A 22,575-nucleotide genomic window follows, 5' to 3' on the forward strand; every position below is an offset into this window, starting at 1 on the left:
CGTCGCCTGACGCGCGTCGAGGACGCGGAACCGGCGCCGAGGCGGAGGGTTTGCGGCGTTCCTCCCGGATCGTCCCTGACGCGACCGTGGTCGCGTAACCTGGCGCGGCATCGTCGCGCCGAGGCAAAGGGGCACCCATGTCCGCACCGTCAGGGGCGTCACCTCGCACCGCGCCCGGACGGCTCGCACGGGCCGCGCCGCCGGAGAAGTGGCGCACCCCGCTCGTGTGGCTCGCGTTCCTCCTCGCCCACGCGTGGGTCGCCCACGTGGGGCTCGTGGTGTGGGAGTGGACGCTCGGCGACCTCGGGATGTACCGCTGGTGGGCCTACATGGCGTTCATCGACGGCCACTGGCCGGTCCTCGACTACGAGTGGGTCTACCCCGCGGGCGCGATCGTGCCCATGGTCGTCGCGGGGTTCGCCGGGCTGGCCGACGGCGGTCAGTACTACCTCGCGTGGCTGGTGCTCGTCTCGGTCCTCGACGCCGTGGCGGTGGCGCTGCTGCTGCGCCGCCCGCACGGGCGGGTCGCGGCGCTGTGGTTCGTCGCGTTCATCGCCCTGCTGGGCCCGGCGGGCCTGGGACGTCTCGACGGGCTCGTCGCGCCGCTGACCGTCGTCGCCCTGCTCGTGGCGCTCTCCCGCCCGCGGCTCTCCGCGGCGCTGCTCACCGCGGGCGCCTGGATCAAGGTCGCCCCCGGGGCCGCGGTGCTCCCCCTGGTGCTCGCGGTCCGCCGGCCGGTGCGCGACGTCGTCGTGCCAGCCCTCGCCGTGTGCGTGGTCGTCGTCGGGACGGTCGTCGCGCGCGGCGGCGGGGCGGACCTGCTGTCGTTCGTCACCGCACAGCGCCAGCGCGACCTGCAGATCGAGTCGATCCTCGGGACGCCCTTCATGGTCGCGGGCATCTGGTCCGACCAGGTGGTCCGGACGTACGACGACCAGATCTTCACGTTCGAGATCAGCGCGCCGGGCGCGCGTGCCGTCGCCGAGGCAGCCACACCCGCGCTGCTCGTCGCGGTGCTCGCCGTCACCGCGCTGCTGTGGTGGGTTCGCCGCCGCGCGGGCGAGCGGTTCTGGACCGACTCCGCGATGCGCGCCGACTTCGTCGTCCGCGGTGGGCTCGCCCTGACGCTCGTGCTGCTCGTGATCAACAAGGTCGGCAGCCCGCAGTTCGTCGCGTGGCTCGCCCCGGCCGTGGCCGTGGCCCTCGCGCTCGGTCTGCCCCGGTGGCGCGTCACGGCGTGGGGCGTGCTCGTGGTCGCCGGTGCGACGCAGCTCACCTACCCGTGGACGTACAACGCCCTCGTCGACGACGCCGCGCCCGGCCCGACGCTGCTCCTCGCGGGACGCAACCTCGCCGTGGTCGCCCTGCTCGTCGTCGTCGTCCGGCAGCTCGTACGGCGACCGGCGCCCGCGGCGGACGCCGGGGCGGACGAGGGGGCGTCGGCGGACGGTGAGGGACCAGCCGCCGACGAGTCGCGTGCCGTGCGCGGCGATCCGGGCGAGCAGGTACGACCGGGAGCTGCCGTCGTCGATGGAGGTGTCGGGTAGCGCGAGCGCGTCGGTCCAGGCCGCCGCGGCCTCCTCGGGCCCAGACGTCCGCCGTGCGCGACCCGGCCCGTCGTCTGCCGGACACCTGCCGCGCACCCGGGGTCCCGTAGCCTGGCGCCGCCTCGTCCCACGCCGACCCCGGAGGTCGTCCTGTCCGGACTCGCACGCCCGATCGACCCGGCGACCGCGACGCCCCTGCCCGCCGTCCGCCCTGCCGTCCCGGTGCGCCTGCGCACCCCGCTGGTGTGGCTGCTGTTCGTCGCGGTGCACGCCTGGCTGACGTACCTGGGCGTGAGCGGCGTGAGCGGGGCGTTCGGCGACGTCGACCTGTACCGGCGGTGGATGCGGCTGGGTCTGGAGCTGGGGCACTGGCCCGTGCTCGACGGCCCGTGGGTGTACCCGGTGGGGGCGCTGCTGCCGATGCTGCTGCCCGCGGTCGTGGGCGCGACGCCCGACGCCCCGTACGCCCTGGCGTGGTCCGGGCTGGTCGTGCTGCTCGACGCGGTCGCCGTCGCGTTCCTGCTGCGGCGCCCGTCGGGTCGCACGGCCGCCACGTGGTGGCTCGGCTTCCTGCTGCTGCTCGGGCCCGTCGCGGTCGGCCGGCTGGACGGCCTGGTCGCACCGTTGACGGTCGTCGCCCTGCTCGTCGCGCTCACCCATCCGCGCACGTCGGCGGCGCTCCTCACGGCGGGCACGTGGATCAAGGTCGCCCCGGCCGCCGCCGGGCTGCCGCTGCTGCTCGCGGCGCGCCGGCCCTGGCGGGACGTCGTCCTGCCGGGCCTGGCGGTGAGCGCGGCGGTCGTCGGGACGGTCGTCGCGCTGGGCGGCGGGGACCAGGTGGCGTCGTTCGTCCTGCAGCAGGAGGCGCGCGGGCTGCAGCTCGAGGCGGTCGCGGCGACGCCCTGGCTCGTCGCCGGGCTGGTCTCGTCCGAGATCCGGCGGACCTTCCACCGGCAGCTCGTGACGTTCGAGATCCACGGCCCGGGCACGCAGGGGACGGCCGACGCGCTCGGGGTGGTGCTGCTGCTCACGGTGCTGGCCGCCGCGGCGCTGCTGTGGTGGTGCCGGCGGCGCGACGGGGCCCGGTTCTGGTCGGACGACGTGCTGCGCGGGGACTTCGTCGTGCGCGGCGCGTTCCTGCTCTCGCTCGTGCTCATCGTCGCGAACAAGGTGGGCAGCCCGCAGTACATCGCGTGGCTCGCGCCGCCCGTCGCCGTCGCGCTCGCGCTGGGCCGGCCCTGGTGGCGCCGCACGGCCGTCGCGCTGCTGGTGGTCGCCGCCGCCACGCAGTGGGTCTTCCCGTGGTGGTACGCCGACGTCATCCACGGGCTGGCGTTCACGACGCTCGTCCTCGCGGCCCGCAACGTCGCGCTCGTCGCGCTGCTCGTCGTGGCCGTCGCCCACCTGGTGCGACCGCCGGAGCCTGCGGGCAGCACCGCGTAGGACGACCGGGGCCGGGTGCGACGTGCGCGCCCGGCCCCGGTGCTGTTCCTGCCCTGCGACTCAGGCGCCGTGCGCCGCGAGCCACGCCAGCAGGTAGGCGCGCGAGCTGCCGTCGTCGACCGACGTGTCGGGCAGGGCGAGCGCGTCCTCCCAGGCGGCCGTGGCCTCCTCGGGGCCGGCCAGGGCCCGGTACATCAGCAGGTAGTCCCCGAACATCACGTCCGGCCCGCCGGGCGACGCCTCCTCGACGGCCGCGAGGATCGTCTCGGCGTCGACGTCCACCGCCAGGTAGTCCGAGATCGGCCCCATGGGGATCAGCAGGATGCCGAGCATGGCGCTCGGCTCCGCGCTGAACCAGGTGGCGTAGTCGCGCTTGCCGCCCCAGTTGAGGGCGACGACGCGGTGCTCGAACCCGTCCATGACGGGGTCCTCGAGGTCCGGGTCCGTCCAGTAGTCGCGCGCGGACGCGGCCTCGGTCGAGGCGAGCCACGTCGCCTGCGTCAGCAGGTCGTCCTGGCCGGACACCTGCGCCCACAGCCCGATGCCGTTCCAGGCGTTGACGGCCTCCGACGCGGACTCCTGGTTGTTGCCGTCGGCGAACGGCGACGTGCCCGACGCCCACGCGTGACCCGCGTACGGGTCGAACGTGCGCAGCTGCGGCAGCGCGTCGGACGGCTGCGCCGCGGCGATGTCTGCGGCGAGCACGTCCATCACCGGTCGCAGGTCCTCGACGAGGTCCGCGTCGGCCGCGCCGAGCAGGCCGGCGGCGGACAGCAGGTAGCCGTAGTGGAAGTGGTGGTCGTTGAGCTCCTCCGAGCCGAACGACGGAGTGCGGCCGATGACGGACCGCGCGGCCTCGTCGTAGACGAAGCAGCGGGCGGGCCGCGCGTCGCAGCCCTCCGGCTCGGCCCACTCGCGCAGCGAGTCGGCGACGCGCACGCGCAGGTCGGCCACGACGTCGTCGGCGCCGAGCTGCTCCCCCAGGACGACGAGGGTCGCCGCCCGGTACAGGTGCTTGCCGCCGAAGTACGTGTCGGACGCGAACGCCTCGGTGTCCGCGACGTCCTGCTCGAGCTGCGCGACGATCGCGTCGCTCCGCTCGGGCGTGATGCCCTCGAGGTCGAGGGCGCCGGTGGGCTGCAGGGTCGGGGCGTAGGACGTGAGCGTCGACCCGGCGCACAGCTCGAGCGTGCCGTGGACGCTGCGGTACGTGCCGAGCCCGCACCCCTCACGCTCCGGCTGCGTGCCGGTGGTGTGGTGGTGCATGAGCACGTAGGCGCTGGGCGTCGAGCCCGCGGTGCGGTACGTGAGCGTCGTGCGCGCCACGTCCGCGTCGACGCCGTAGGTGACGTCGACGCCGACCACGGGGTCCACGGCCGCGGCCGCGAGGACCGCTGCGGCGTCGTCGGACGCGTCGTCGGGCAGCGCGTACCAGCCGGCGGTGGCACCGGCGGGCAGCGCGAGCGTGCCGCCCTCGAGCGTGCCGGCGGACGTCGCGAGGCCCCACGTGGTGCCGTCGACCTCGGTGGTCGCGACGCCGTCGGTGAGCGTGGTGAAGCCGTCGGTCGTGACGTCGACGTCGGTCGCTGCGGTGAACGACACGAACGGCGAGCCGGCCGCGACCGTGACGTCGCCGAGCGTCGCGCCGGACGCGTCGAGCAGGCGCGTGGTCACCGCGACCGGGTCGGCGGCGACGACCTGCGCGGACGCGGCGCCCACGTCGACCGTCACGGCCGGCACGTGCGGCCCGACGACGGCCTTGGCGCTCGTCACCGGGTCCGGCAGACCGATCGTGAACCCGCTGGTGGTGAGCGCGAACGACTGCGGCAACGGGAACACCGGCAGCAGCTCGTCACCGAAGAGGAGGCCCGAGTACCAGCGGTTCGACTGCGGGACGACCCCGTCGGCCAGGCGGACCGGGTCGATCTTCGCGTCGGGCGCCTGCGTGAGCGCGCCGGTGAGCGCGGCCGCGTCGACGTCCGGGGGCGTGGCGTCCTCGGGGCCGCCGGCGACCGGGGCCGCCGGGGCACCGCCGCCCGGGGCGCCCGCGGCCGGCGCGACCGGGTCGCCCGCCCAGGGGCGGACGACGAGCAGCACGACCGCGGCCAGCACGGCGACGGCCACCAGCACGAGCACGAGGCGCGTGCGGCGGGGACGGGACTGGTCCGCCGTCGCCGCCGTCACTCGCCGAACCCGTCGACGTAGCTGCGGACGCTCTCCGCGACGTTCGTCACGAGGCCGTCGTTCGTCAGCGCGATCTGCGCGACGACCGGGGTCCCGGCGGAGACGAGGCCGTTGTCGGCGCCGTCGACCAGCTCGGTGCTCGAGATGCGGACCACCGCCTGCGCCTGCCCGTCGACCGTCGTGACCTCGACCTGCTCGACGCGACCCGCGAGGGTCGACTCGTTGGGCAGCGTGATGGTCACGTCCGCGCCGTCCGGGAGACGGGCGTACTCCTTGGCGGTGAGCGTGTACTCGCCCTGCACGTGCAGCATGCCCTCGCGCTGGACGGTCGCCAGGGTCGAGGCCGGCGGGACGAAGGTGCCCCGCTCCGCCGCGACCTCGGTGAGGCGCCCGGCGCCGCTCGCGAGCACGACCAGCCGGCCCTGCTCGTCGAGCGCCGTGAACTCCGGCGGGTCGGACACCAGGCCGTTGGCCAGGTCGTAGGTGAGGCTCGCGGAGTCGATCACGAACAGCGGGTCGCCCTCGGCGACGTCGTCGCCGACGTCGGCGAGCTGGTCGGCGACCAGGCCCGCGTAGGGGGTCCCGACGGCGTACGTCTGGGCGAGGATCTGCGCGGAGCTGCTGGTCGCGAGACCGCGCGAGTCGTTGAGGTGGAGCGTCGCCAGGGCGGCGACGACGAGCACGACGAGCGTGCCCGCGAAGAGACGGATGCGGCTGGACCACGTCATGAGGTCACCTCCCGATCGGGGCGTGCGGAGTAGGCGGAGTGTGCGGGTGCGGCGGGTGCGGGTGCGGCGGGTGCGGGTGCGGAGTGCGCGGGCGCGGACGACGAGGTGGTGGCCCGTCCGGACGGTGCGAGGGCGAGGGCCGCCGCGTCGTCCTCGAGGTCGGCGACGGCGCGCTGCCGGCTGCCCTCCGCCCGCTTGCGGGCGCGGACCTCGGCCCGCTCCTGGACCCGGAGCTCGGTGCGCGCGCGGCGCCCCTCGCGCCACGCGGTGATGATGAACCCGCCGAGGATCAGGGTGTTGGTGGCGTTCCAGGCGAGCGCCAGGGTGACGACGCCCGAGGTCTGCGTCTTCCACAGCGCGACCACGGTGGTCACGAGCAGGAACTGGAAGACCAGCACCTGCGGCAGCATGAACGCGAACGGCGAGCGGTACGCGCCCTTCTTCCCCGTCACGTGCCACGCCTGCTCGCGGCGCAGGACCGCGTTGATGAGCGCACGCACGTAGATCGGGAACGACACCGACGCGAGCAGCAGCACCTCCCACCGGAACGACCCGAGCGTGTAGAACGCCAGGAGGATCTGCAGGACGTAGAAGCTGGAGTAGTACAGCGCCCACGTCAGCGGCGTCGTCGTCAGGTCCATCGGCGAGAGGTCGAAGTAGATGTCCAGCGGCGGGACCAGCAGCAGGAGCAGCGGGGCGATGCCCGTGAGGTAGTGCGTGGCCGTCACCAGGTACGCGATGCGCTGGTCCATGGTCAGCGTGCGCTTCCGCGAGAGCGGGTTGTGGGTGAGCATGATCTCGAAGCCACCGGTCGCCCAGCGCAGCTGCTGCTTGGTGTACGCCTCGACGGTCTCGGGGGTGTCCCCGATCGCCAGCGTCATCGGGATGTAGACGGTGCGCCAGCCGCTCTCGTGCAGCATCAGCGACGTCCACACGTCCTCCGACTTGGAGTCCGTGTAGATCCCACCGATCGAGTCGATGGCCTGGCGACGGTAGATGACGTTCGTGCCGACGCAGAACGCGGCGTTGAACCGGTTCCGGCCCGGCTGCACGTACTGGTAGAACATCGCCTGCATGTACCCCGCGCCGCGGCTGATGACGTTGTCGTAGTTGCCGTACGTCTGGGGCGTCTGGACGAACGCGACGTCCTGCCCGGCGAAGAACGGCACGGTCTCGTGCAGGAACCCGGGCAGCGGCACGAAGTCCGCGTCGAGCACCATGAAGTACTCGCCCGAGGCCAGCGTCAGCGCGTGGTTGATGTTGCCGGCCTTGGCGCCGCCGCTGGACAGGCGGCGCACGTAGCGCGCGCCCAGCTCGGCGGCCAGGTCGCGGACGTCGTCCGAGCGGCCGTCGTCGAGCACCCAGGTCTGGTGGCGGCCCTGGATCCGCAGCGCGGCGCTCACCGTGCGGCGGATCGTCCCCAGGTCCTCGCCGTACGTCGTGATGAAGACGTCGGGCGTGACGGGACGGTCGTCGAGGTACATCTGCCAGCGCCACGGCTCGTCCTCGGCACCGTCGCGCAGGATCTCGGTCAGGTCGTACAGCCGCTCCTGGGCGTGGTGGAACGCGAAGCCGCGGGGGTCGGACCCGGACGACAGCACCGTCCACATCGCCAGCAGCGCGTGCGCCACCAGGATCGTCTCGGCCGTGATGACCAGCGCGTACGGCAGCCAGTCCCCGCGGTTCGCGGGGTTCAGCAGGAAGGCGGCGTACACGAGGATGCCGGCTGCGGCGAGGAGCACCAGCAGCATCAGCGAGGGGCTCTGCGAGGCCTCGCCCTCGGTCCGGCGCGTGCTGCGCGGCCTGCTGCGGGTGTCGTCGGTCTGTCGTGGTTCGAGGATCAGTCGGTCAAGGGTTGTGGCCACAGTCGCTCCCCAGGGTGCGTCGGCGTCGGCTCGACGGCGACCCCGGGATCGGGGCCGACATCGCGTTTCACGACGGCCTCGTTGGCGCCTGGTACACGGAGGGGCTGGTGGCCGGAAGGTCCGGGCCGGGACGTGCGTGCATCCCTCGTGGATGTCTTCGACGGTAAGAGCGGAGGGTGCAGACCGCGACCCGAGGCGTGCTGCGCACGCCTCTGAGGGACGTCGTCACCCACCCACGCCCCCCGCCCGCATGCGGGGCGCAGGACCCCCATCGGGGCCCCCACCTGCGCGGCGACCCGCGCCCGGCACCGGCCCGAGGGCGCATGCGGCGCAAACCGTGCCGTACGTCACGAAAGCAGCTCCGCGACGTACGTCCGGACCTTCTCGGCGACGGTCGTCACGACGCCGTCGTTGGTCAGGGCGATCTGCGCGACCACCGGGGTCCCCGCGGACACCAGGCCGTTGGCCGCCCCGTCGACGAGGCTGTCACCGGCGATGCGGACCACCGCCTGCGCCTGGCCGTTGACCGTCGTGACCTCCACGCGCTCGACCGTGCCGGACAGGGCGGCGTCGTTGGGCAGCGTGATCGTGACGTCGGCGCCGTCGGCCACCCGCGCGTACTCCTTGGCCGTCAGCGTGTACTCGGCCTGGACGTACAGGGTCCCGACGCGCTGCACGGTCGCCAGGGTCGCGGACCCGGGCACGAAGGTGCCCCGCTCGGCCGCGACCTGCGTGAGGCGCCCGGCGCCGCTCGCGAGGACGACCAGCCGGCCCTGGTCGTCGACCGTGGTGAACTCGGGCGGCTCCGAGACCAGGCCGTTCGCCAGGTCGTAGGTCAGTCCCGCGGAGTCGATGACGAACAGCGGCTCGCCCTCGACGACGACGTCGCCCACGTCGACGAGCTGGTCGGCGACCAGACCCGAGTACGGGGTCCCGACGGCGTACGTCTGGGCGAGGATCTGCGCGGAGTCGCTGGTGGCGCGACCGCGGGTGTCGTTGAGGTGGAAGGTCGCCAGGGCGGCGACGACGAGCACGAGGATCGTGCCCGCCAGCAGGCGGATGCGGCTGGCCCAGGTCATGAGGTGCCTCCGGTCAGCGGGGTGGACGTGTCGGTGGGGGCGGAGCGACGCGGACCGACCTGCTCGAGCTCGAGGAGCGCGGCGTCGGCCGCGAGGTCGGCCTCGGCACGGGCGTGGCTCTGCTCGGCCCGGCGCTGCGCGCGCTGCTCGGCGCGCGCCCTGCGCCCCTCGCGCCAGGCGGTGACGATGAAACCGCCGAGGATCAGCGTGTTGGTGGCGTTCCACGCCAGCGCGAGCGTGACGATCCCCGAGCTCTGCGTCTTCCACAGCGCGACGACCGTCGTCACGAGCAGGAACTGGAAGACCAGCACCTGCGGCAGCATGAACGCGAACGGCGAGCGGTAGGCGCCCTTGCGGCCGGTGACGTGCCAGGCCTGCTCACGCCGCAGCAGGGCGTTGACCAGGGCGCGGACGTAGATCGGGAACGACACCGACGCGAGCAGCAGCACCTCCCACCGGAACGACCCGAGCGTGTAGAACGCGAGCAGGATCTGCAGGACGTAGAAGCCCGCGTAGTACAGCGCCCACGTCAGCGGGGTGATCGTCAGGTCCATCGGGGACAGGTCGAAGTAGATCTCCAGCGGGGGCACCAGCAGGAGCAGCAGGGGCGCGATGCCCGTGAGGTAGTGCGTCGCGGTCACGACGTAGGCGATGCGCTGGTCCATCGTGAGGTTGCGCTTCCGCGACAGCGGGTTGTGGGTGAGCATGATCTCGAAGCCACCGGTCGCCCAGCGCAGCTGCTGCTTGGTGTACGCCTCGACGGTCTCGGGGGTGTCCCCGATGGCGAGCGTCGTGGGGATGTAGACCGTGCGCCAGCCGCTCTCGTGCAGCATCAGCGACGTCCACACGTCCTCCGACTTGGAGTCGGTGTAGATGCCTCCGACGGCGTCGAGCGCGGCCCGGCGGTAGATGACGTTGGTCCCCACGCAGAACGCGGCGTTGAACCGGTTCCGGCCCGGCTGCACGTAGCGGTAGAAGACGGCCTGCATGTAGCCCGCACCCCGGCTGATGACCGTGTCGTAGTTGCCGTACGTCTGCGGGGTCTGGACGAACGCGACGTCCGACCCCGCGAAGAACGGGACCGTCTCGTGCAGGAAGGCGGGCAGCGGGACGAAGTCCGCGTCGAGGACGACGACGTACTCGCCGCGCGTGAGGGACAGGGCGTGGTTGATGTTGCCGGCCTTGGCGCCGCCGCTGGACAGGCGGCGCACGTAGCGCGCGCCCAGCTCGGCGGCCAGGTCGCGGACGTCGTCCGAGCGGCCGTCGTCGAGCACCCACGTCTCGTGCTTGCCCTGGATCCGCAGCGCCGCACTCACGGTGCGCCGGATGGTCTCGAGGTCCTCGCCGTAGGTCGTGATGAAGACGTCGACGGTGACGGGACGGTCCTCGAGGTACATCTGCCAGCGCCACGGCTCGTCCTCGGCACCGTCGCGCAGGATCTCGGTCAGGTCGTACAACCGCTCCTGCGCGTGGTGGAACGCGAAGCCGCGGGGGTTCCACCCCGACGACAGGACCGTCCACATCGCCAGCAGCGCGTGCACCACCAGGATCGTCTCGGCCGTGATGACCAGCGCGTACGGCAGCCAGTCCCCGCGGTTCGCGGGATTGAGCAGGAACGCCGCGTAGACCACGACGCCGGCGGCCGCCAGCAGCACCAGCAGCATGAGCGACGGGCTCTGGGACGCCTCGTTCTCGGGCGACCGCATGCGGTGGGGCCGAGATCGGGCGTCGTCGGTCCGTCGCGGCTCGAGGATGAGTCGGTCGAAGGTCGTGGCCACGGTAGCCCCCCATGTCGTCGTCGGGTGCGACGACGACCCCTGGAAGCGAGGTCGGCGTCACGTTCGCGACGGCCCCGTTGGCGTCCGGTGCACGGGGGGCGACGGGCCGGAGAGGTCCGGACCTGCGGTGCTGTCGTCCCCGTGGATGTGCTCGACGTTAGGAGGCGATGCGCCGGGGTGTCACCGTGACGGAACCCACCAGATGCTCCCAAAATCGGTTCGACGGCCCACTGGAAACGTTCCCACCTGCGCCGATGTCCCCAGATGACGGGCGTGTGAACATTCCGCCGAGACCTGTTCGTCCCAGCATTCGGACATTTGCGCTCATTCGGCGCACCCCGAACGCCGACATCACCCGGATGGAGGATGGCGCTCGGGGCGATCGTCAGGGTGTGTTCAGGTGCGGGACGACCTGCTCGGCGACGAGCTGCAGGTGCTCGAGGTCCGCAAGGTCCAGCGTCTGGAGGTAGACGCGCTGCACGCCCTGCGCTGCCAACCACGTCAGCCGCTCGACCGCCTCGTCCGGCGTCCCCGCGATCCCGTGCTCCCGCAGCTCCGGCACCTCGCGCCCGATGGCCCGCGCCCGGCGCGCCAGCTCCGCCTCGTCGCGACCCACGCACAGCACGAGCGCGACGGACTGCACCAGCGTGCCCGGGTCCCGCCCGACCTCGACGCACGCCTCACGGATGCGCCCGATCCGGCCCGGCACCGACGCGATCTCGGGGAACGACTGGTTGTACTCGGCCCCGAACCGCGCGGCCAGGTTCGGGGTGCGCGTCGGGCCACCGCCGCCCACGATGACCGGCACGCCCGCGCGCGACGGGTCCAGCGGCGACCGCTGCACCGGCTTGGGCAGCGCCGGGGAGTCCGTCAACGTGTAGTGCTCCCCCGCGTGCTGGAACAGCTCCCCCACCGGCGTGCCCCACAGGCCCGTGACGATCTCGAGCTGCTCGGTCAGCAGGCCGAAGCGCTTGGCCGGGAACGGGATGCCGTACGCCGCGTGCTCCGCCGCGAACCACCCCGCGCCCAGCCCCAGCTCGACCCGCCCACCGGACATCTGGTCGACCTGCGCGACCTGGATCGCCAGCACGCCGGGGTGCCGGAACGTCGCCGACGACACCAGCGTGCCCAGCCGGATCCGGCTCGTCTCCCGGGCCAGCCCGGCGAGCGTCGTCCACGCGTCCGTCGGGCCGGGCAGCCCGTCCACGCCCATCGCGAGGTAGTGGTCAGAGCGGAAGAAGGCGTCGAAGCCGAGGTCCTCGGTCGCGCGCGCGACCGCGAGGACGTCGTCGTACGTGGCACCCTGCTGGGGCTCGGTGAAGATGCGCAGATCCATGCCCGTCAGCCTCGCACGCCGCTGCCCGGCGGGCGCGCACCCGGACGCGTCATCGCGCCGTGGGCAGCCGACCGGCGGTACGGTCGGCCGGTGCGCTGGTCGAAGCCCGGCCGGGGCCTGCGGGCCGTCCGGTGGTCGTCGCTGCTGCTCGTCGTCGGCTGCGGCGTGCTCACCCTCGTCTGCGTCGCCGCCGCCCTGCGCGGCCGACCCGTGGCCCTCGTCCCCGGGCTCGTCGCCGCCGCGATCGGCCTGCGCGAGGTGCGCCACCTGCGCCGTGCGGGGCGCACACCCTGACGGGTGATCGACCGGCGGGATCAACCCCCGCGCCACCGCTCGACATGCGCTCCGGCCCTGGTCTTGGGACGGTGGTCGCGTGCACGCCGCCACCCCGCTCACCGCCGCGCTGGAGGTCGCCGACTGGCGACGGCGCACCTCCGAGACGTACGCGCGGGTGCGCGCCCTGGCCGCGGACGACCCGGCCGCCGCGCACGCCGTGTGGGTGCAGCAGCGCGACGAGCTGTTCGCCTACCACCCGGCCTCCCCGCTGACGCCCGACGCCCGCGCCGACTTCGTCGGTCTCGACGTCGCCCCCTACGACCCGCGCTACCGGTTCGAGGTCGGCGTCGACCCCGCCGGCCAGCAGCGCCTCGACATGGCGACCGGGACGGACGGCGTCGTCGGGTTCGACCGCGTGGGGACGCTCACCCTGGGCGACCTCGGGACCCTGACGCTGTGGTCCCTGCGCGGCTACGGCGGCGGGCTGTTCCTGCCCGTGCGGGACGCGCTCGCGGGGCGCATGACGTTCGGCGGCGGCCGCTACCTGCTCGACACCATCAAGGGAGCCGACCTGGGGTCGGACCGCGTCGGCCGGCTCGTCCTGGACCTCAACTTCGCGTACAACCCGTCGTGCGCGTACGACCCCGCGTGGGCGTGCCCGCTCGCGACGCGCGCCAACACCCTGTCGGGCGAGGTCCCGGTCGGCGAACAGGCCCCACCCCTCCCCGCCACTGGGTGAGCGGCGGCGGGTGGGTCAGCGTTGGCAGGTGGGGCAGCGGTAGAGCTTGCGGGTCGCCATCTCCTCCACCACGACGGGCGTGCCGCAGACCCGGCACGGCAGGCCGGCGCGCCCGTACACCCAGTGCCGCAGGGTCGGGTCGTGGCGGGCGGCCTCGCGGCCCGCTGCGTCCAGGTCCTCGCGCGTGAGGATGAGGCCGTCGCGGATGCCGTCCGCGAGCAGCCCCACCCAGTCCTGCCAGATCGCCCGCACCGTCTCCCCCGGCACGCGCCGCCCCGGCGTCCACGGGTCCAGCCGCGCCCGGAACAGCAGCTCGGCGCGGTAGATGTTGCCGATCCCCGCGACGACGGCCTGGTCCATGAGCAGCTGCCCCACGGCCACGCCGCGGCGCGTCACGCGGTCGACGACCACGTCGCCCGCGGCGTCGACGTCGTCGACCGTCTGCGGGTCGGGCCCGAGCCGGTCGCGGACCAGCGCCGCCTCGTCGGCCGTGAGCACCTCGCAGGCCGTCGGGCCGCGCAGGTCGGCGACGACCGACCCCGAGTCCAGCCGCACGCGCACCTGACCCACGGGCGGCGGCGGCCACGTCGGACCACCCAGCCGGCCGCGCCCAGGTGCGTCGACGGTGCTCACGACCTCGCCCTCCCCCATCCGCAGGCGCCGCGTCGACGGCGGCGGGTCCGTCACGGAGCCCGGGCGCACGCGCGGCGCACCCAGGCTGCCGCGCACCCGCTCGCCGTCGCCCAGCGGGCTGACGTCGCCGTACAGGTCCCACGCGCCGTACAGGCCCAGGTGCACGCGCAGGACGTCGGCGGTGTCGAACGTGCAGAACAGCTGCTTGCCGACGGCCGTCGCGCTCGTCATCGTCCGCCCGTCGAGGCGCGCGGCCCCCGCGGCGAAGCGCCCCTGGGGCGAGCTCACGGCCAGCGACCGCCCGACGAGGTCGAGCGCCAGCTGCCGGGCGACGCGGTGGACGGTATGACCCTCGGGCACGGCGACCACCCTAGGTGCCGTTGACCGGCCCGGCGATCGGCGCGACGATGCCTGGCGTGCGCCACCGGCGACCATGCGTTCCGACCGCGGAGGACCGATGACCACCACGACCGTGTCGCTCACGACCGGCTGGGCGGTGGGGCTCGCGGCCGTCGGCGCCGCCCTGGGCGCGGGGCTCGGCGCGGCCCTCGACCCGCTGGCGGCGTGGGCGGAGGGCAACAGCCTGCCGTTGCCGTGGGTCCTGCACCTCCTGACGCGGACGCCCCGCTGGGCCGAGGTCGTCGTGCCCGCGCTCGTCGGCGCGGCGGGCGGTCTGTGGGTGTGGGCGGAGTGGCGCAAGGACGTCCTGCAGCTGACCGTCGAGCCGGACGGGCTGATCGTCCGGCAGCGCGGGCAGGCGCGCTACGCGGCGCGCGCGGACGTCGCGACGGTCCACGCGGACGGTGACGACCTCGTCGTCCTGGACGCGCACGGCGGCCAGGTCGTGCGCGCCGAGGCGGACGTCGTCCTGCGCCGGGCCGCGGCCGCGCTGCGCGCCGCCGACTACCCGTGGTCCGACGACGGCGACCCGCACGCCGACGACTGGCGGACGTGGGTACCGGGACGCCCGGGTCTCCCCGAGGACGCGGACGACCTCCTGCGTCGTCGGCGGACGGCGCTGCAGGCCAAGGAGCACGCCACGCTGCAGGACCTGGCCGACGCCCTCGCGCGCGCGGGGGTGGCGGTCCGGGACCGGGCCGGCGAGCAGCAGGTCCGCACGCCGCCGGCGCGCTGAGTCACCCCGCGGCAGGTCGGCGGTGTGCGAGGGTCGGCGTGTGAACGACGACGTGACGCTGCCCCCGCACCCTCCGACCACCGTCACCGGTGAGCCTGCGCCCGTGCCCGGCGGGCCCGCCGGGACCGTCGACCCGCACGTCGTCGCGTCGGACGCGCTCGCCAACCTGCGGGACATCGGTGGCCGCGCGGCGGCCGGCGGGCGCACCGTGCGCCGCGGCGTCGCGTACCGGTCGGCCGAGCTGCGGGCCCCCGCGATCGCCGACGACCCCACGATCGCCCGCCTGGGGGTGCGGACCGTCGTCGACCTGCGGACGGACGCCGAGCGCACGGCCCTGCCCGACGTGCTGCCCGCCGGGGCGCGCGGCCTGCACGCCGACGTGCTCGCCCTCACCCCGCAGGCGCCCGCGGCCGATCTCACGGAGATCCTGCGCCACCCGCAGGAGGCCGAGGCCGTGCTGGTCGAGCTGGACCCGTCGGCGCAGATGCGTCGGACGTACGTCGACCTGGTCGTCGGCGACGCGGGACGCGCCGGGTACGCGGCGCTGCTGCGCGAGATCGTCGACGCCGACTCGGCCCCCGTGCTGTACCACTGCACGGCCGGCAAGGACCGCACCGGGTGGGCGACGACGGTGCTGCTGCTCGCGGCGGGCGTCGACGAGGCCGGCGTGCGGGAGGAGTACCTCGCGGTGAACCCGACGGTGCACGCGATGTACGCACCGCTGCTGCGGCAGTTCGCCGCCGTGGGCGGCGACCCGGGGCTGCTCGTCCCGCTGCTCGAGGTCCGCGAGGAGTACCTCGACGCCGCGCTGGGCGCCGTGGACCAGCACTTCGGGTCGTTCGACGCCTACCTCACCGACGGCCTGGGCCTGACGCGCCTCGAGATCGCCACCCTCACGGACACCCTGACGTCCTGACCCCGGCCCTAACTCACTCCCGCGCGAGCGGCCGGTCCGGCACCGGGGCCGTCGCCCGCCGCGGGGCCAGCCACCACCAGGCCACCAGGCCCGCGACCAGGCCCCAGAACGCCGCGCCGATGCCGGCGATCGTCACCGAGCTCGCCGCCAGCAGGAAGGTCACGAGCGCCGGGATCCGGCGCTCGGCGTCCGCGACGGCGACGGCGAGCGCCGAGCCCAGCGCGGGCAGCAGCGCGAGGCCGGCCACCGCCTCGACCAGCCCGGCGGGCGCCGCGTCGACGAGCGCCGTGAGGGTCGGCGCGAGCGCCGCGAGGACGAGGTAGCAGACGCCGGCCGTCCGGGAGGCGAGCCAGCGTCGCGCCGGGTCGGGGTCCGCGTCGGGTGACGCGGGCAGCGCGGCGGTGATCGCGGCGAGGTTGACGGCGTGCCCGCCGGCGGGCGCGCCCGCCATCGTCCCGATCCCCGTCAGCAGCAGCGCCTCGCGCCACGGCACGGCGTAGCCGGCGGACGCCACGACGGCCGCACCGGGCACGTTCTGCGAGGCCATCGTCACGAGGTACAGCGGCACGGCGATGCCGACGAGCGCGGCCGGGGTGAACGTCGGCGCCGTGAGATCGAGCAGCGGGGCGACGAGGGCGGGTGGCCGCCCGTCCGTCGTCGCGACGACCACGGCGACGACCAGCGCCAGGGCGAACGCCGCTGGTGCCGCCCACCGCGGCGCGACGCGCAGCAGCACGAGCCACAGGAGCACGACGGGGGCGACGAGCAGCGGCGTCGCGACGAGCGCCTGCACGGGCGCGAGGCACAGCGTGAGCAGGACGCCCGCGAGCATGGCCTGCGCCAGCGGCGCGGGGATCGCGGCGACTAGCCGCCCGAGCGGACGCCACAGCGCGGTGACGACGAGCAGCACCCCGCACACCAGGAACGCGCCGACCGCCGCGGGCCAGCCCCCGGACACGGCCCCGGTCGCGACGAGCAGCGCGGCACCGGGGGTCGACCAGGCGGACGTCAGCGGGATCCGGTGCCGCTGGCTCAGGACGATCGTGACGACGCCCTGCACGGCGCACAGGACGACCAGGCCCGAGGCCGCCGCGCGCGCGTCCGCACCGACGGCCCGCAGCCCGGCGAGCACGACGGCGAACGAGCTGGTGAACCCGACGAGGGCGGTGACGACACCGACGAGGTGCGGCTGCATCCGTTCCACGCGCCGGACACTAGGCCACGACCCCCGTCGAGCGCGGTACTCGACGCGCGAGCGCGGTACCAACGACTGGCGCGCTCGACCGTCGAGTACCGCGCTCGGCAGTGGGGTGGGGGGTGGGGGTGGGTGGGCTTCAGGTGGGGAGGGTGGTGAGGAAGTCGGTGACCGCCGTCAGGTACGTGGCGCGCGGGGCGTCGTGCGAGAGCGCCAGGTCGTGGACGCCCCCGTCGACGACGACCTCGCGGACGTCGGCGCCCAGGCGCGGGGCCAGCGCCGCGATGGTCGCGACGTCGAGCACGGTGTCGGCGCCGTCGAGGTCCGCACCCCCGGCGACGTCGACCCCGGAGCGCGCCGAGCGTGCCACCAGCACCGGCACCGTGATCCCGAGCCCCCGGGCGACCCGCAGCTGCCCGGCGCGCACGGCCGCCAACCACCCGGCGCGCACGGGCACGCCCTCGGGACGCTTGAGGGTCGCGTCGAAGTCCCAGCGCTCGGCCAGGCGCTCGGCGTACCGGGACGGGGCCGCCGCGACGACCCGCAGCGGCACCCGCCGGGCCAGCGGGCGCAGCACCCCGTCCTGCAGGGGCTGCACCCACGACCGCTCGACGGACAGGAAGGGGCTGTCGAGCACGACGGCGTCCGCGCCACCCCGCTCACGGTGCGCGTGCGCCCACAGCGCTGCCACGAGCCCCCCGGTGGAGTGCCCGTGGACGACGACCGACAGACCGGGCCACGTGCGGCGTGCGGCGGCGACCGCCCGGCTCAGGTCCGAGGCCTGCTCGCGCAGGTCGCCCTGGTAGTGCGGGACGTCGCCGGGCCGCAGCGACCGGCCGGCCCGGCGCGCGTCGACGGCGAGGAACGCCCAGCCGGCGTCACGGAACGCGTCCGCCAGGTGCGTCGCGAAGAAGTAGTCGTTGTAGCCGTGCAGGTGCACGACGACGCCGCGGGGCGCGTCCGGTCCGCGCCGCGGACGCACGAGCGTGAGCACGGGCGCCGTCCCACCGGCGGCCACGGCGCGCGCCGACGGGCCGACGGGGTCCGGGCGCCAGCCGGGCAGGGTCCGCGCGACGTAGCCGGGGAGCAGCCGGTCGGCGACCCAGGTGCCGGTCGCGTCGGTCGCCCGCGCCGTCACCCGTCGGCCGCGACGTCGCTGCGCCCGTCGACGCCCAGACCGCGCGGGAACCGGACGGGGACGAACAGCAGGAGACCCAGCGCGAGGACCACCACGATCCCGAGGACCCCCCAGTACTGCTCGCCGCCGATGCCGATCGCGAGCGAGAACGCGGCGGGTGCGAGGAACGTCGCGGCGCGGCCGGTCGTCGCGTACAGGCCGAAGAGCTCGGTCTCGCGGCCCGGTTCGGCGAGGCGCGCCAGCAGGCCACGCGACGCCGACTGCGCCGGGCCCACGCACGCCGAGAGCACCAGTCCCCCGGCCCAGAACGCCGACGCGCCCGCGTCGTGCAGGAAGAACACGGCCGACCCGGCGATGACCAGGATGACGAGCGAGCACGTGACGAGGCGACGCGGCCCGTACCGGTCGTCGATCCAGCCCGCCCCGATCGTCGACGCACCGGCGACGACGTTCGCCGCGATGGCGAACACGATGACCTCGCTGTCCGTGAAGCCGAACGACCCCGCGGCGAGCACCCCGCCGAACGTGAACACCCCGGTGAGCCCGTCGCGGAACACCGCGCTCGCGATGAGGAACCGCAGGGTCGAGCGACGCTCGCGCCAGAGCTGCGCGATGTGCCGGCCGACGGCCGCGTACGCGCCGACGATGCCGATCCGCGCGGGCGGTGCGCCGGCCCGACGGCGGTCCGGCACCACAACCAGCACGGGGATCGCGAAGAGGAGGAACCAGGCGCCGGCGATGAGCATCGAGATGCGGACGTCCATCCCGCCCTCGGACGTGACCCCGAACCAGCCGACGTCCGGCTGGATGAACCCGACGAACAGGATGACGAGCAGCACGATCCCGCCGACGTACCCGGCGCCCCACCCGATGCCGCTGATCCGCCCGATGGTCCGCGGGCCGCTGATCTGCAGCAGCAGCGCGTTGTACGCGACCGACCCGATCTCGAACGCGATGGTGCCGATCGCCAGCAGCGTCACCCCGAGGCGCACGGCGTCGGCCATGCCACCCTCGGCCGGCTGCACGAACCACAGCGCCAGGATCGACGCGCCCACGACCAGCGACATCGCCGCGAGCAGCGGACGGCGTCGTCCGCCCGCGTCGGCGAGCGTCCCCAGCGCCGGCGCTGTCAGCGCGACCAGCAGCCCCGCAGCCGCCAGGCCCCAGCCGAGCCACTGGCTGTGCAGCGCCGTGACGGCCTCGACGTCGGCGCCCGGCTCCGCGAACGACGAGCCCGTGAGCCACACCGTGAAGACGAAGGTCGTGACGACCGCGTTGAACGCCGCCGACCCCCAGTCCCACGCGGCCCACGCGGCGATCTGACGGGTGACGGGGGCGGGCTCGACGACGCCGTCGGCGGGAGCCTGCGCAGCGGGGTGGACCATGCGCGCAGCGTACGTCCCGTCGATGACGCCCCGGTGGACCCCGGACGGGTGAGACGTTGACGGCACACCGACGGGGTCGGACGCTCGCGCGCCCACCCCGCGTCCCCCGCGAGGGGTCGATCCGGCACGCGGAGGACGGTGCACGCGGCGGAGGGCAAGGGATTCGAACCCTTGAGCACGGGGTCACCGCGCTAACGGTTTTCAAGACCGTCGCTTTCGGCCGCTCAGCCAGCCCTCCCGTGCCGACGGTCGCGCCGACGGCGGCGTCGAGTGTCCCACACCGCTACGCCTCGGCGACGACCTGCGTCCCCGTGCGTGCCGTGGGGCACGCGTCGGGCAGCCCCAGCGTCGTCGCCTCGAACGACCCACGGGACCGGACGCGCCAGCGCTGCCCGCCGCGGCGGTAGACGCGCGTCGTCGTGCTGCCGCGATCGGCCTCGAAGGCCTCGAGCACCGAGCCGTCGACCAGCACCTCGGCCTCGGCCCGGCCGGTCCACACCACGACGGGTGCGACGTCGTCGTCGACGAGCGCGACCTCGAGGCCCGCGTCGGACCGGGCCCACCACGCGACCTCGTCGGTGACCAGCTCGGCACGGTCGCCGTCCCCGGCGACGGGCAGCGGACGGTCCCGCAGCCCCGCCAGCTCGGCCGCGGGGCGCGCCACCGGCAGCCCGCGGGGCCCGGGCACCAGCTCGCGCGGGAACGTCAGCACGCCCGCCCACCCGGCGGCGCCGACCTCGACGCCGAGCCGACCGAGCGGGCCGTCGCCACGCCCCTCCCATGACCACCCCCACACCAGCACGCGCCCGTCGTCGGCGACGTGCACCTGCGGCGCGTAGACGTCGGGTCCGTGGTCGAAGGGCGCGGACGCCTCGACGACGTACCGCGGCACGTCCCCGGCGAGGTCCAGGCGCCCGGTGAACGCCGTGACGCCCAGCCGCTCGGGCCCGTCGCCGCGATCGAACCACGACACGAGCAGCACCCACGTGCCGGCGACCTGCACGAGCTGGGGGCACTCCCACACCCGCCCGGGTGCGGCCACGCCGTCGGGCGCGTCGCCGGCCGCGACGAGGGTCCCCAGCAGCCGCCAGTCGTCGAGGTCCGGGACGTCGTAGACCAGCACCGCACCGCCGTCAGGCGTGCCGGCGCCCTGGATGCCGAGGCGGCGGCCGTCCACCGTGAGCAGGAACGGGTCGCGCACGTCGACCACCCCCGGAAGGTCCGGGGGCGGCGCCGCGAGCCGGTCCGGCTGCACCCACCCGCCGGCGGGGCCGCGGCGCGCCACCGCGACGCCCGCGCTCGCGACCGTGTCGCGCACCGCGCTGTACACCAGCGCCACGTCACCGGCGTCGTGGACGGCGACACCGCTCCACGCCCCGCCGCCGTCGATCGTGCCCGGTCGTGGCGTCAGCGCCGCCGGCTCGTGCTCCCAGCGCAGCAGGTCGGTCGAGCTCACGTGCCCCCAGTGGATGTCGCCCCACACCGGGGCGTGCGGGTTCCACTGGTACATCACGTGCCAGCGCCCGTCCCACCGGCCGATCCCGTTGGGGTCGTTCACCCAGCCGCGGGGGGCACGGACGTGCCACCGGGGGTCGTGCGGGTCGTGCGGAGCGGCCGACGTCATCGCACCAGTCTGTCGGCCGCGAGGACGCGTCGGCGCCACCGGTCCGCGGGCGACCCCGCGCACCCCGGACGTCCGGGAGGGGACGCGCGAACGGCCGACCCCCGAGGGGGCCGGCCGTTCGCGGGTGATGCGGTGCTCACCGCTGGCGCAGACGCTCCATGGCGAGCTGCACGAGCGCGATGAGCGCCTGCTTGGTCGCGGCCCGCGACCGCGCGTCGGTGTACAGCACCGGCACGTGGGCGGGGATCGCGAGGGCCTCACGGACGTCGTCGAGCTGGTGCTTGGCGATCCCGTCGAAGCAGTTGACGCCGACGACGAACGGGATGCCGCGCGACTCGAAGTAGTCGACTGCCGGGAAGCACTGGTCCAGGCGGTCGGTGTCGACGAGCACGACCGCACCGATCGCGCCACGTACCAGGTCGTCCCACATGAAGAGGAAGCGGTCCTGGCCCGGGGTGCCGAACAGGTACAGCCAGAGCGAGCCCGGCAGTGCGATGCGACCGAAGTCCATCGCGACCGTCGTGGTCGTCTTGCGGTCCGAGACACCGCCGGCGTCGTCGACGCCGACGGAGTGCTCGGTCATCGCGGCCTCGGTGTTGAGGGGCTCGATGTCGGAGATGGAGCCGATGAAGGTCGTCTTGCCGACGGCGAAGCCGCCTGCGACGACGATCTTGACGACAGTGGGTGCGACTGCGCCCGCGGTCCCCGCCGGAGCGGCGACGGCGGCGTCAGAGGGCGGAAATGCCATTGAGAACACTCTCCAGCACGCTCAGGGACAGGGCGGGGGACTCACCGGTGTTGACCTCGACCGGCTGTGAGGTGTGCACGCGCACAGAGTTCGCATCGGTGAGGTCGGATACCAGGATCCGAATCACACCCAGCGGAAGATGAAGGAGCGCCGACAGCTCGGCGACCGAGATGTACCCGGCCGACGCGTGCTGGATGATCGCGCGCTTCTCGGGCGTCAGCCCCGTGCTGGCCACGGCTCCCGGCATCACCTCGACCAGTGCCTCGAGAGGCAGGTCGGAGCGTGCCGAGCGCACGCGGCCCCCGGTCACGGCATAGGGCCGGACCGTTCGGGCCTCGTACTCGACGTGTTCGCTCATCACGGCCGGCCTCAGGCGACGGGCGCCCGGGTTGCACCGTCGATGGGCAGCTGGCCGCGCATCTCGGAGATGAGCTGCGGGGTCAGCGTGGCCTCGGTGCGCGAGACGAGCATCGCCATCTCGTAACCGATGAGGCCGACATCGCACGTCGCTTCGGCGACCACGGCAAGGACCGAGCCGTTGGAGACGCTCATCAGGAAGAGGAACAGGTTGTCCATCTCGATGATCGCCTGGCGGACCTCCCCCGCACGGAGCTGGCGCGCAGCGCCACGGGTGAGACTCGACATGCCCGAGACGATGGCCGCGAGCTGGTCGCCGCTGGTGCGGTCGAGCAGCTCGGACATCGCCATGAGCAGGCCGTCGGCCGACACCACGAGTGTGTGGCGAGTGCCGGGCACGGTCCGGACGAAGTTGTCCAGGAGCCAGCCGAAGTTGGCTGCCTCGGTGCTGAGCGCGGTCACACTTCCT

The 22,575-nt window shown here is 74.4% G+C and carries 20 protein-coding genes and 1 tRNA gene; 6 read left to right on the forward strand and 15 right to left on the reverse strand.

Translation table 11 applies throughout. The annotated features are described in order from the left end of the window. Positions 1-137 precede the first annotated feature (137 nt). Positions 138-1,547 (forward strand): glycosyltransferase 87 family protein, encoded by a 1,410-nt coding sequence (locus OKX07_RS17905; protein ID WP_265629343.1) that lies wholly within the window; start codon positions 138-140, stop codon positions 1,545-1,547. Between the two features lie 222 nt (positions 1,548-1,769). After that, positions 1,770-2,990, forward strand: a complete 1,221-nt coding sequence (locus OKX07_RS17910) for a glycosyltransferase 87 family protein (protein ID WP_265629344.1) — start codon at positions 1,770-1,772, stop codon at positions 2,988-2,990. 60 nt (positions 2,991-3,050) lie between these two features. Here OKX07_RS17910 and OKX07_RS17915 read toward each other — a convergent pair whose 3' ends face one another. The 6 genes from OKX07_RS17915 to OKX07_RS17940 all read right to left on the reverse strand — a co-directional run bounded on the left by OKX07_RS17915 (position 3,051) and on the right by OKX07_RS17940 (position 11,960). Then, positions 3,051-5,174, reverse strand: coding sequence for a glycosyl hydrolase (locus OKX07_RS17915; protein ID WP_265629345.1), 2,124 nt, complete (start codon positions 5,172-5,174; stop codon positions 3,051-3,053). Next, positions 5,171-5,902: an HlyD family efflux transporter periplasmic adaptor subunit gene (locus OKX07_RS17920; RefSeq protein WP_265629346.1), complete on the reverse strand. Its 732-nt coding sequence runs from the start codon at positions 5,900-5,902 to the stop codon at positions 5,171-5,173. The genes OKX07_RS17915 and OKX07_RS17920 overlap by 4 nt, the downstream gene beginning before the upstream one ends. Next, positions 5,899-7,767, reverse strand: coding sequence for a glycosyltransferase (locus OKX07_RS17925; RefSeq protein WP_265629348.1), 1,869 nt, complete (start codon positions 7,765-7,767; stop codon positions 5,899-5,901). Before OKX07_RS17925 ends, OKX07_RS17920 begins: the two co-directional genes overlap by 4 nt. 347 nt (positions 7,768-8,114) lie before the next feature. Next, positions 8,115-8,846, reverse strand: a complete 732-nt coding sequence (locus OKX07_RS17930; protein ID WP_265629350.1) for an HlyD family efflux transporter periplasmic adaptor subunit — start codon at positions 8,844-8,846, stop codon at positions 8,115-8,117. Next, positions 8,843-10,624, reverse strand: a complete 1,782-nt coding sequence (locus tag OKX07_RS17935; protein ID WP_265629351.1) for a cellulose synthase catalytic subunit — start codon at positions 10,622-10,624, stop codon at positions 8,843-8,845. The genes OKX07_RS17930 and OKX07_RS17935 overlap by 4 nt, the downstream gene beginning before the upstream one ends. Positions 10,625-11,009: 385 nt before the next feature. Next, a complete protein-coding gene (locus tag OKX07_RS17940) occupies positions 11,010-11,960 on the reverse strand; it encodes an LLM class F420-dependent oxidoreductase (protein ID WP_265629352.1) in 951 nt (316 codons plus the stop codon). A gap of 90 nt (positions 11,961-12,050) precedes the next feature. Here OKX07_RS17940 and OKX07_RS17945 point away from each other — a divergent pair, with 90 nt between their 5' ends. Together OKX07_RS17945 and OKX07_RS17950 are read left to right on the forward strand one after the other, a co-directional pair. Further along, positions 12,051-12,254 carry a hypothetical protein gene (locus OKX07_RS17945; protein WP_265629353.1) on the forward strand — a complete coding sequence of 68 codons (204 nt, stop codon included), beginning with the start codon at positions 12,051-12,053 and terminating at the stop codon, positions 12,252-12,254. Between the two features lie 79 nt (positions 12,255-12,333). Next, on the forward strand, positions 12,334-12,975 hold the full coding sequence (locus tag OKX07_RS17950; protein ID WP_265629355.1) for a DUF1684 domain-containing protein: 642 nt from the start codon (positions 12,334-12,336) through the stop codon (positions 12,973-12,975). A 15-nt stretch (positions 12,976-12,990) separates the two neighbouring features. Here OKX07_RS17950 and OKX07_RS17955 read toward each other — a convergent pair whose 3' ends face one another. Next, the gene (locus tag OKX07_RS17955; RefSeq protein WP_265629356.1) at positions 12,991-13,968 is read right to left on the reverse strand and encodes an Fpg/Nei family DNA glycosylase; all 978 of its coding nucleotides are present in this window, start codon (positions 13,966-13,968) and stop codon (positions 12,991-12,993) included. A gap of 97 nt (positions 13,969-14,065) precedes the next feature. On the opposite strand from OKX07_RS17955, the gene OKX07_RS17960 reads away from it, so the two are divergent. Both OKX07_RS17960 and OKX07_RS17965 read left to right on the forward strand, forming a co-directional pair. Further along, entirely contained in the window at positions 14,066-14,743 is a 678-nt protein-coding gene (locus tag OKX07_RS17960) for a hypothetical protein (RefSeq protein ID WP_265629357.1), read from the forward strand. A 40-nt stretch (positions 14,744-14,783) separates the two neighbouring features. After that, on the forward strand, positions 14,784-15,659 hold the full coding sequence (locus tag OKX07_RS17965; protein WP_265629358.1) for a tyrosine-protein phosphatase: 876 nt from the start codon (positions 14,784-14,786) through the stop codon (positions 15,657-15,659). Positions 15,660-15,672: 13 nt separating this feature from the next. On the opposite strand, the gene OKX07_RS17970 is transcribed toward OKX07_RS17965, so the two are convergent. From OKX07_RS17970 to OKX07_RS18005, 8 genes are all read right to left on the reverse strand, one after another. After that, on the reverse strand, positions 15,673-16,854 hold the full coding sequence (locus OKX07_RS17970; RefSeq protein ID WP_265631954.1) for a benzoate/H(+) symporter BenE family transporter: 1,182 nt from the start codon (positions 16,852-16,854) through the stop codon (positions 15,673-15,675). Between the two features lie 139 nt (positions 16,855-16,993). Continuing rightward, the gene (locus tag OKX07_RS17975) at positions 16,994-17,992 is read right to left on the reverse strand and encodes an alpha/beta fold hydrolase (protein WP_265629359.1); all 999 of its coding nucleotides are present in this window, start codon (positions 17,990-17,992) and stop codon (positions 16,994-16,996) included. Beyond that, on the reverse strand, positions 17,989-19,377 hold the full coding sequence (locus tag OKX07_RS17980) for an MFS transporter (RefSeq protein WP_265629361.1): 1,389 nt from the start codon (positions 19,375-19,377) through the stop codon (positions 17,989-17,991). The genes OKX07_RS17975 and OKX07_RS17980 overlap by 4 nt, the downstream gene beginning before the upstream one ends. Positions 19,378-19,525: 148 nt before the next feature. Further along, a tRNA-Ser gene (locus OKX07_RS17985) sits at positions 19,526-19,615 on the reverse strand. A 45-nt stretch (positions 19,616-19,660) separates the two neighbouring features. Continuing rightward, entirely contained in the window at positions 19,661-21,001 is a 1,341-nt protein-coding gene (locus tag OKX07_RS17990) for a glycoside hydrolase family 32 protein (RefSeq protein WP_265629363.1), read from the reverse strand. Between the two features lie 136 nt (positions 21,002-21,137). Then, the gene (locus tag OKX07_RS17995; protein ID WP_013118385.1) at positions 21,138-21,749 is read right to left on the reverse strand and encodes a GTP-binding protein; all 612 of its coding nucleotides are present in this window, start codon (positions 21,747-21,749) and stop codon (positions 21,138-21,140) included. Beyond that, the gene (locus OKX07_RS18000) at positions 21,730-22,107 is read right to left on the reverse strand and encodes a DUF742 domain-containing protein (RefSeq protein ID WP_191783703.1); all 378 of its coding nucleotides are present in this window, start codon (positions 22,105-22,107) and stop codon (positions 21,730-21,732) included. Before OKX07_RS18000 ends, OKX07_RS17995 begins: the two co-directional genes overlap by 20 nt. Before the next feature lie 11 nt (positions 22,108-22,118). Continuing rightward, on the reverse strand, positions 22,119-22,568 hold the full coding sequence (locus OKX07_RS18005) for a roadblock/LC7 domain-containing protein (protein ID WP_265629365.1): 450 nt from the start codon (positions 22,566-22,568) through the stop codon (positions 22,119-22,121). Between the last annotated feature and the right edge of the window lie 7 nt (positions 22,569-22,575).

This window comes from Cellulomonas sp. S1-8 (genome assembly GCF_026184235.1).
Taxonomy (GTDB): Bacteria; Actinomycetota; Actinomycetes; order Actinomycetales; family Cellulomonadaceae; genus Cellulomonas.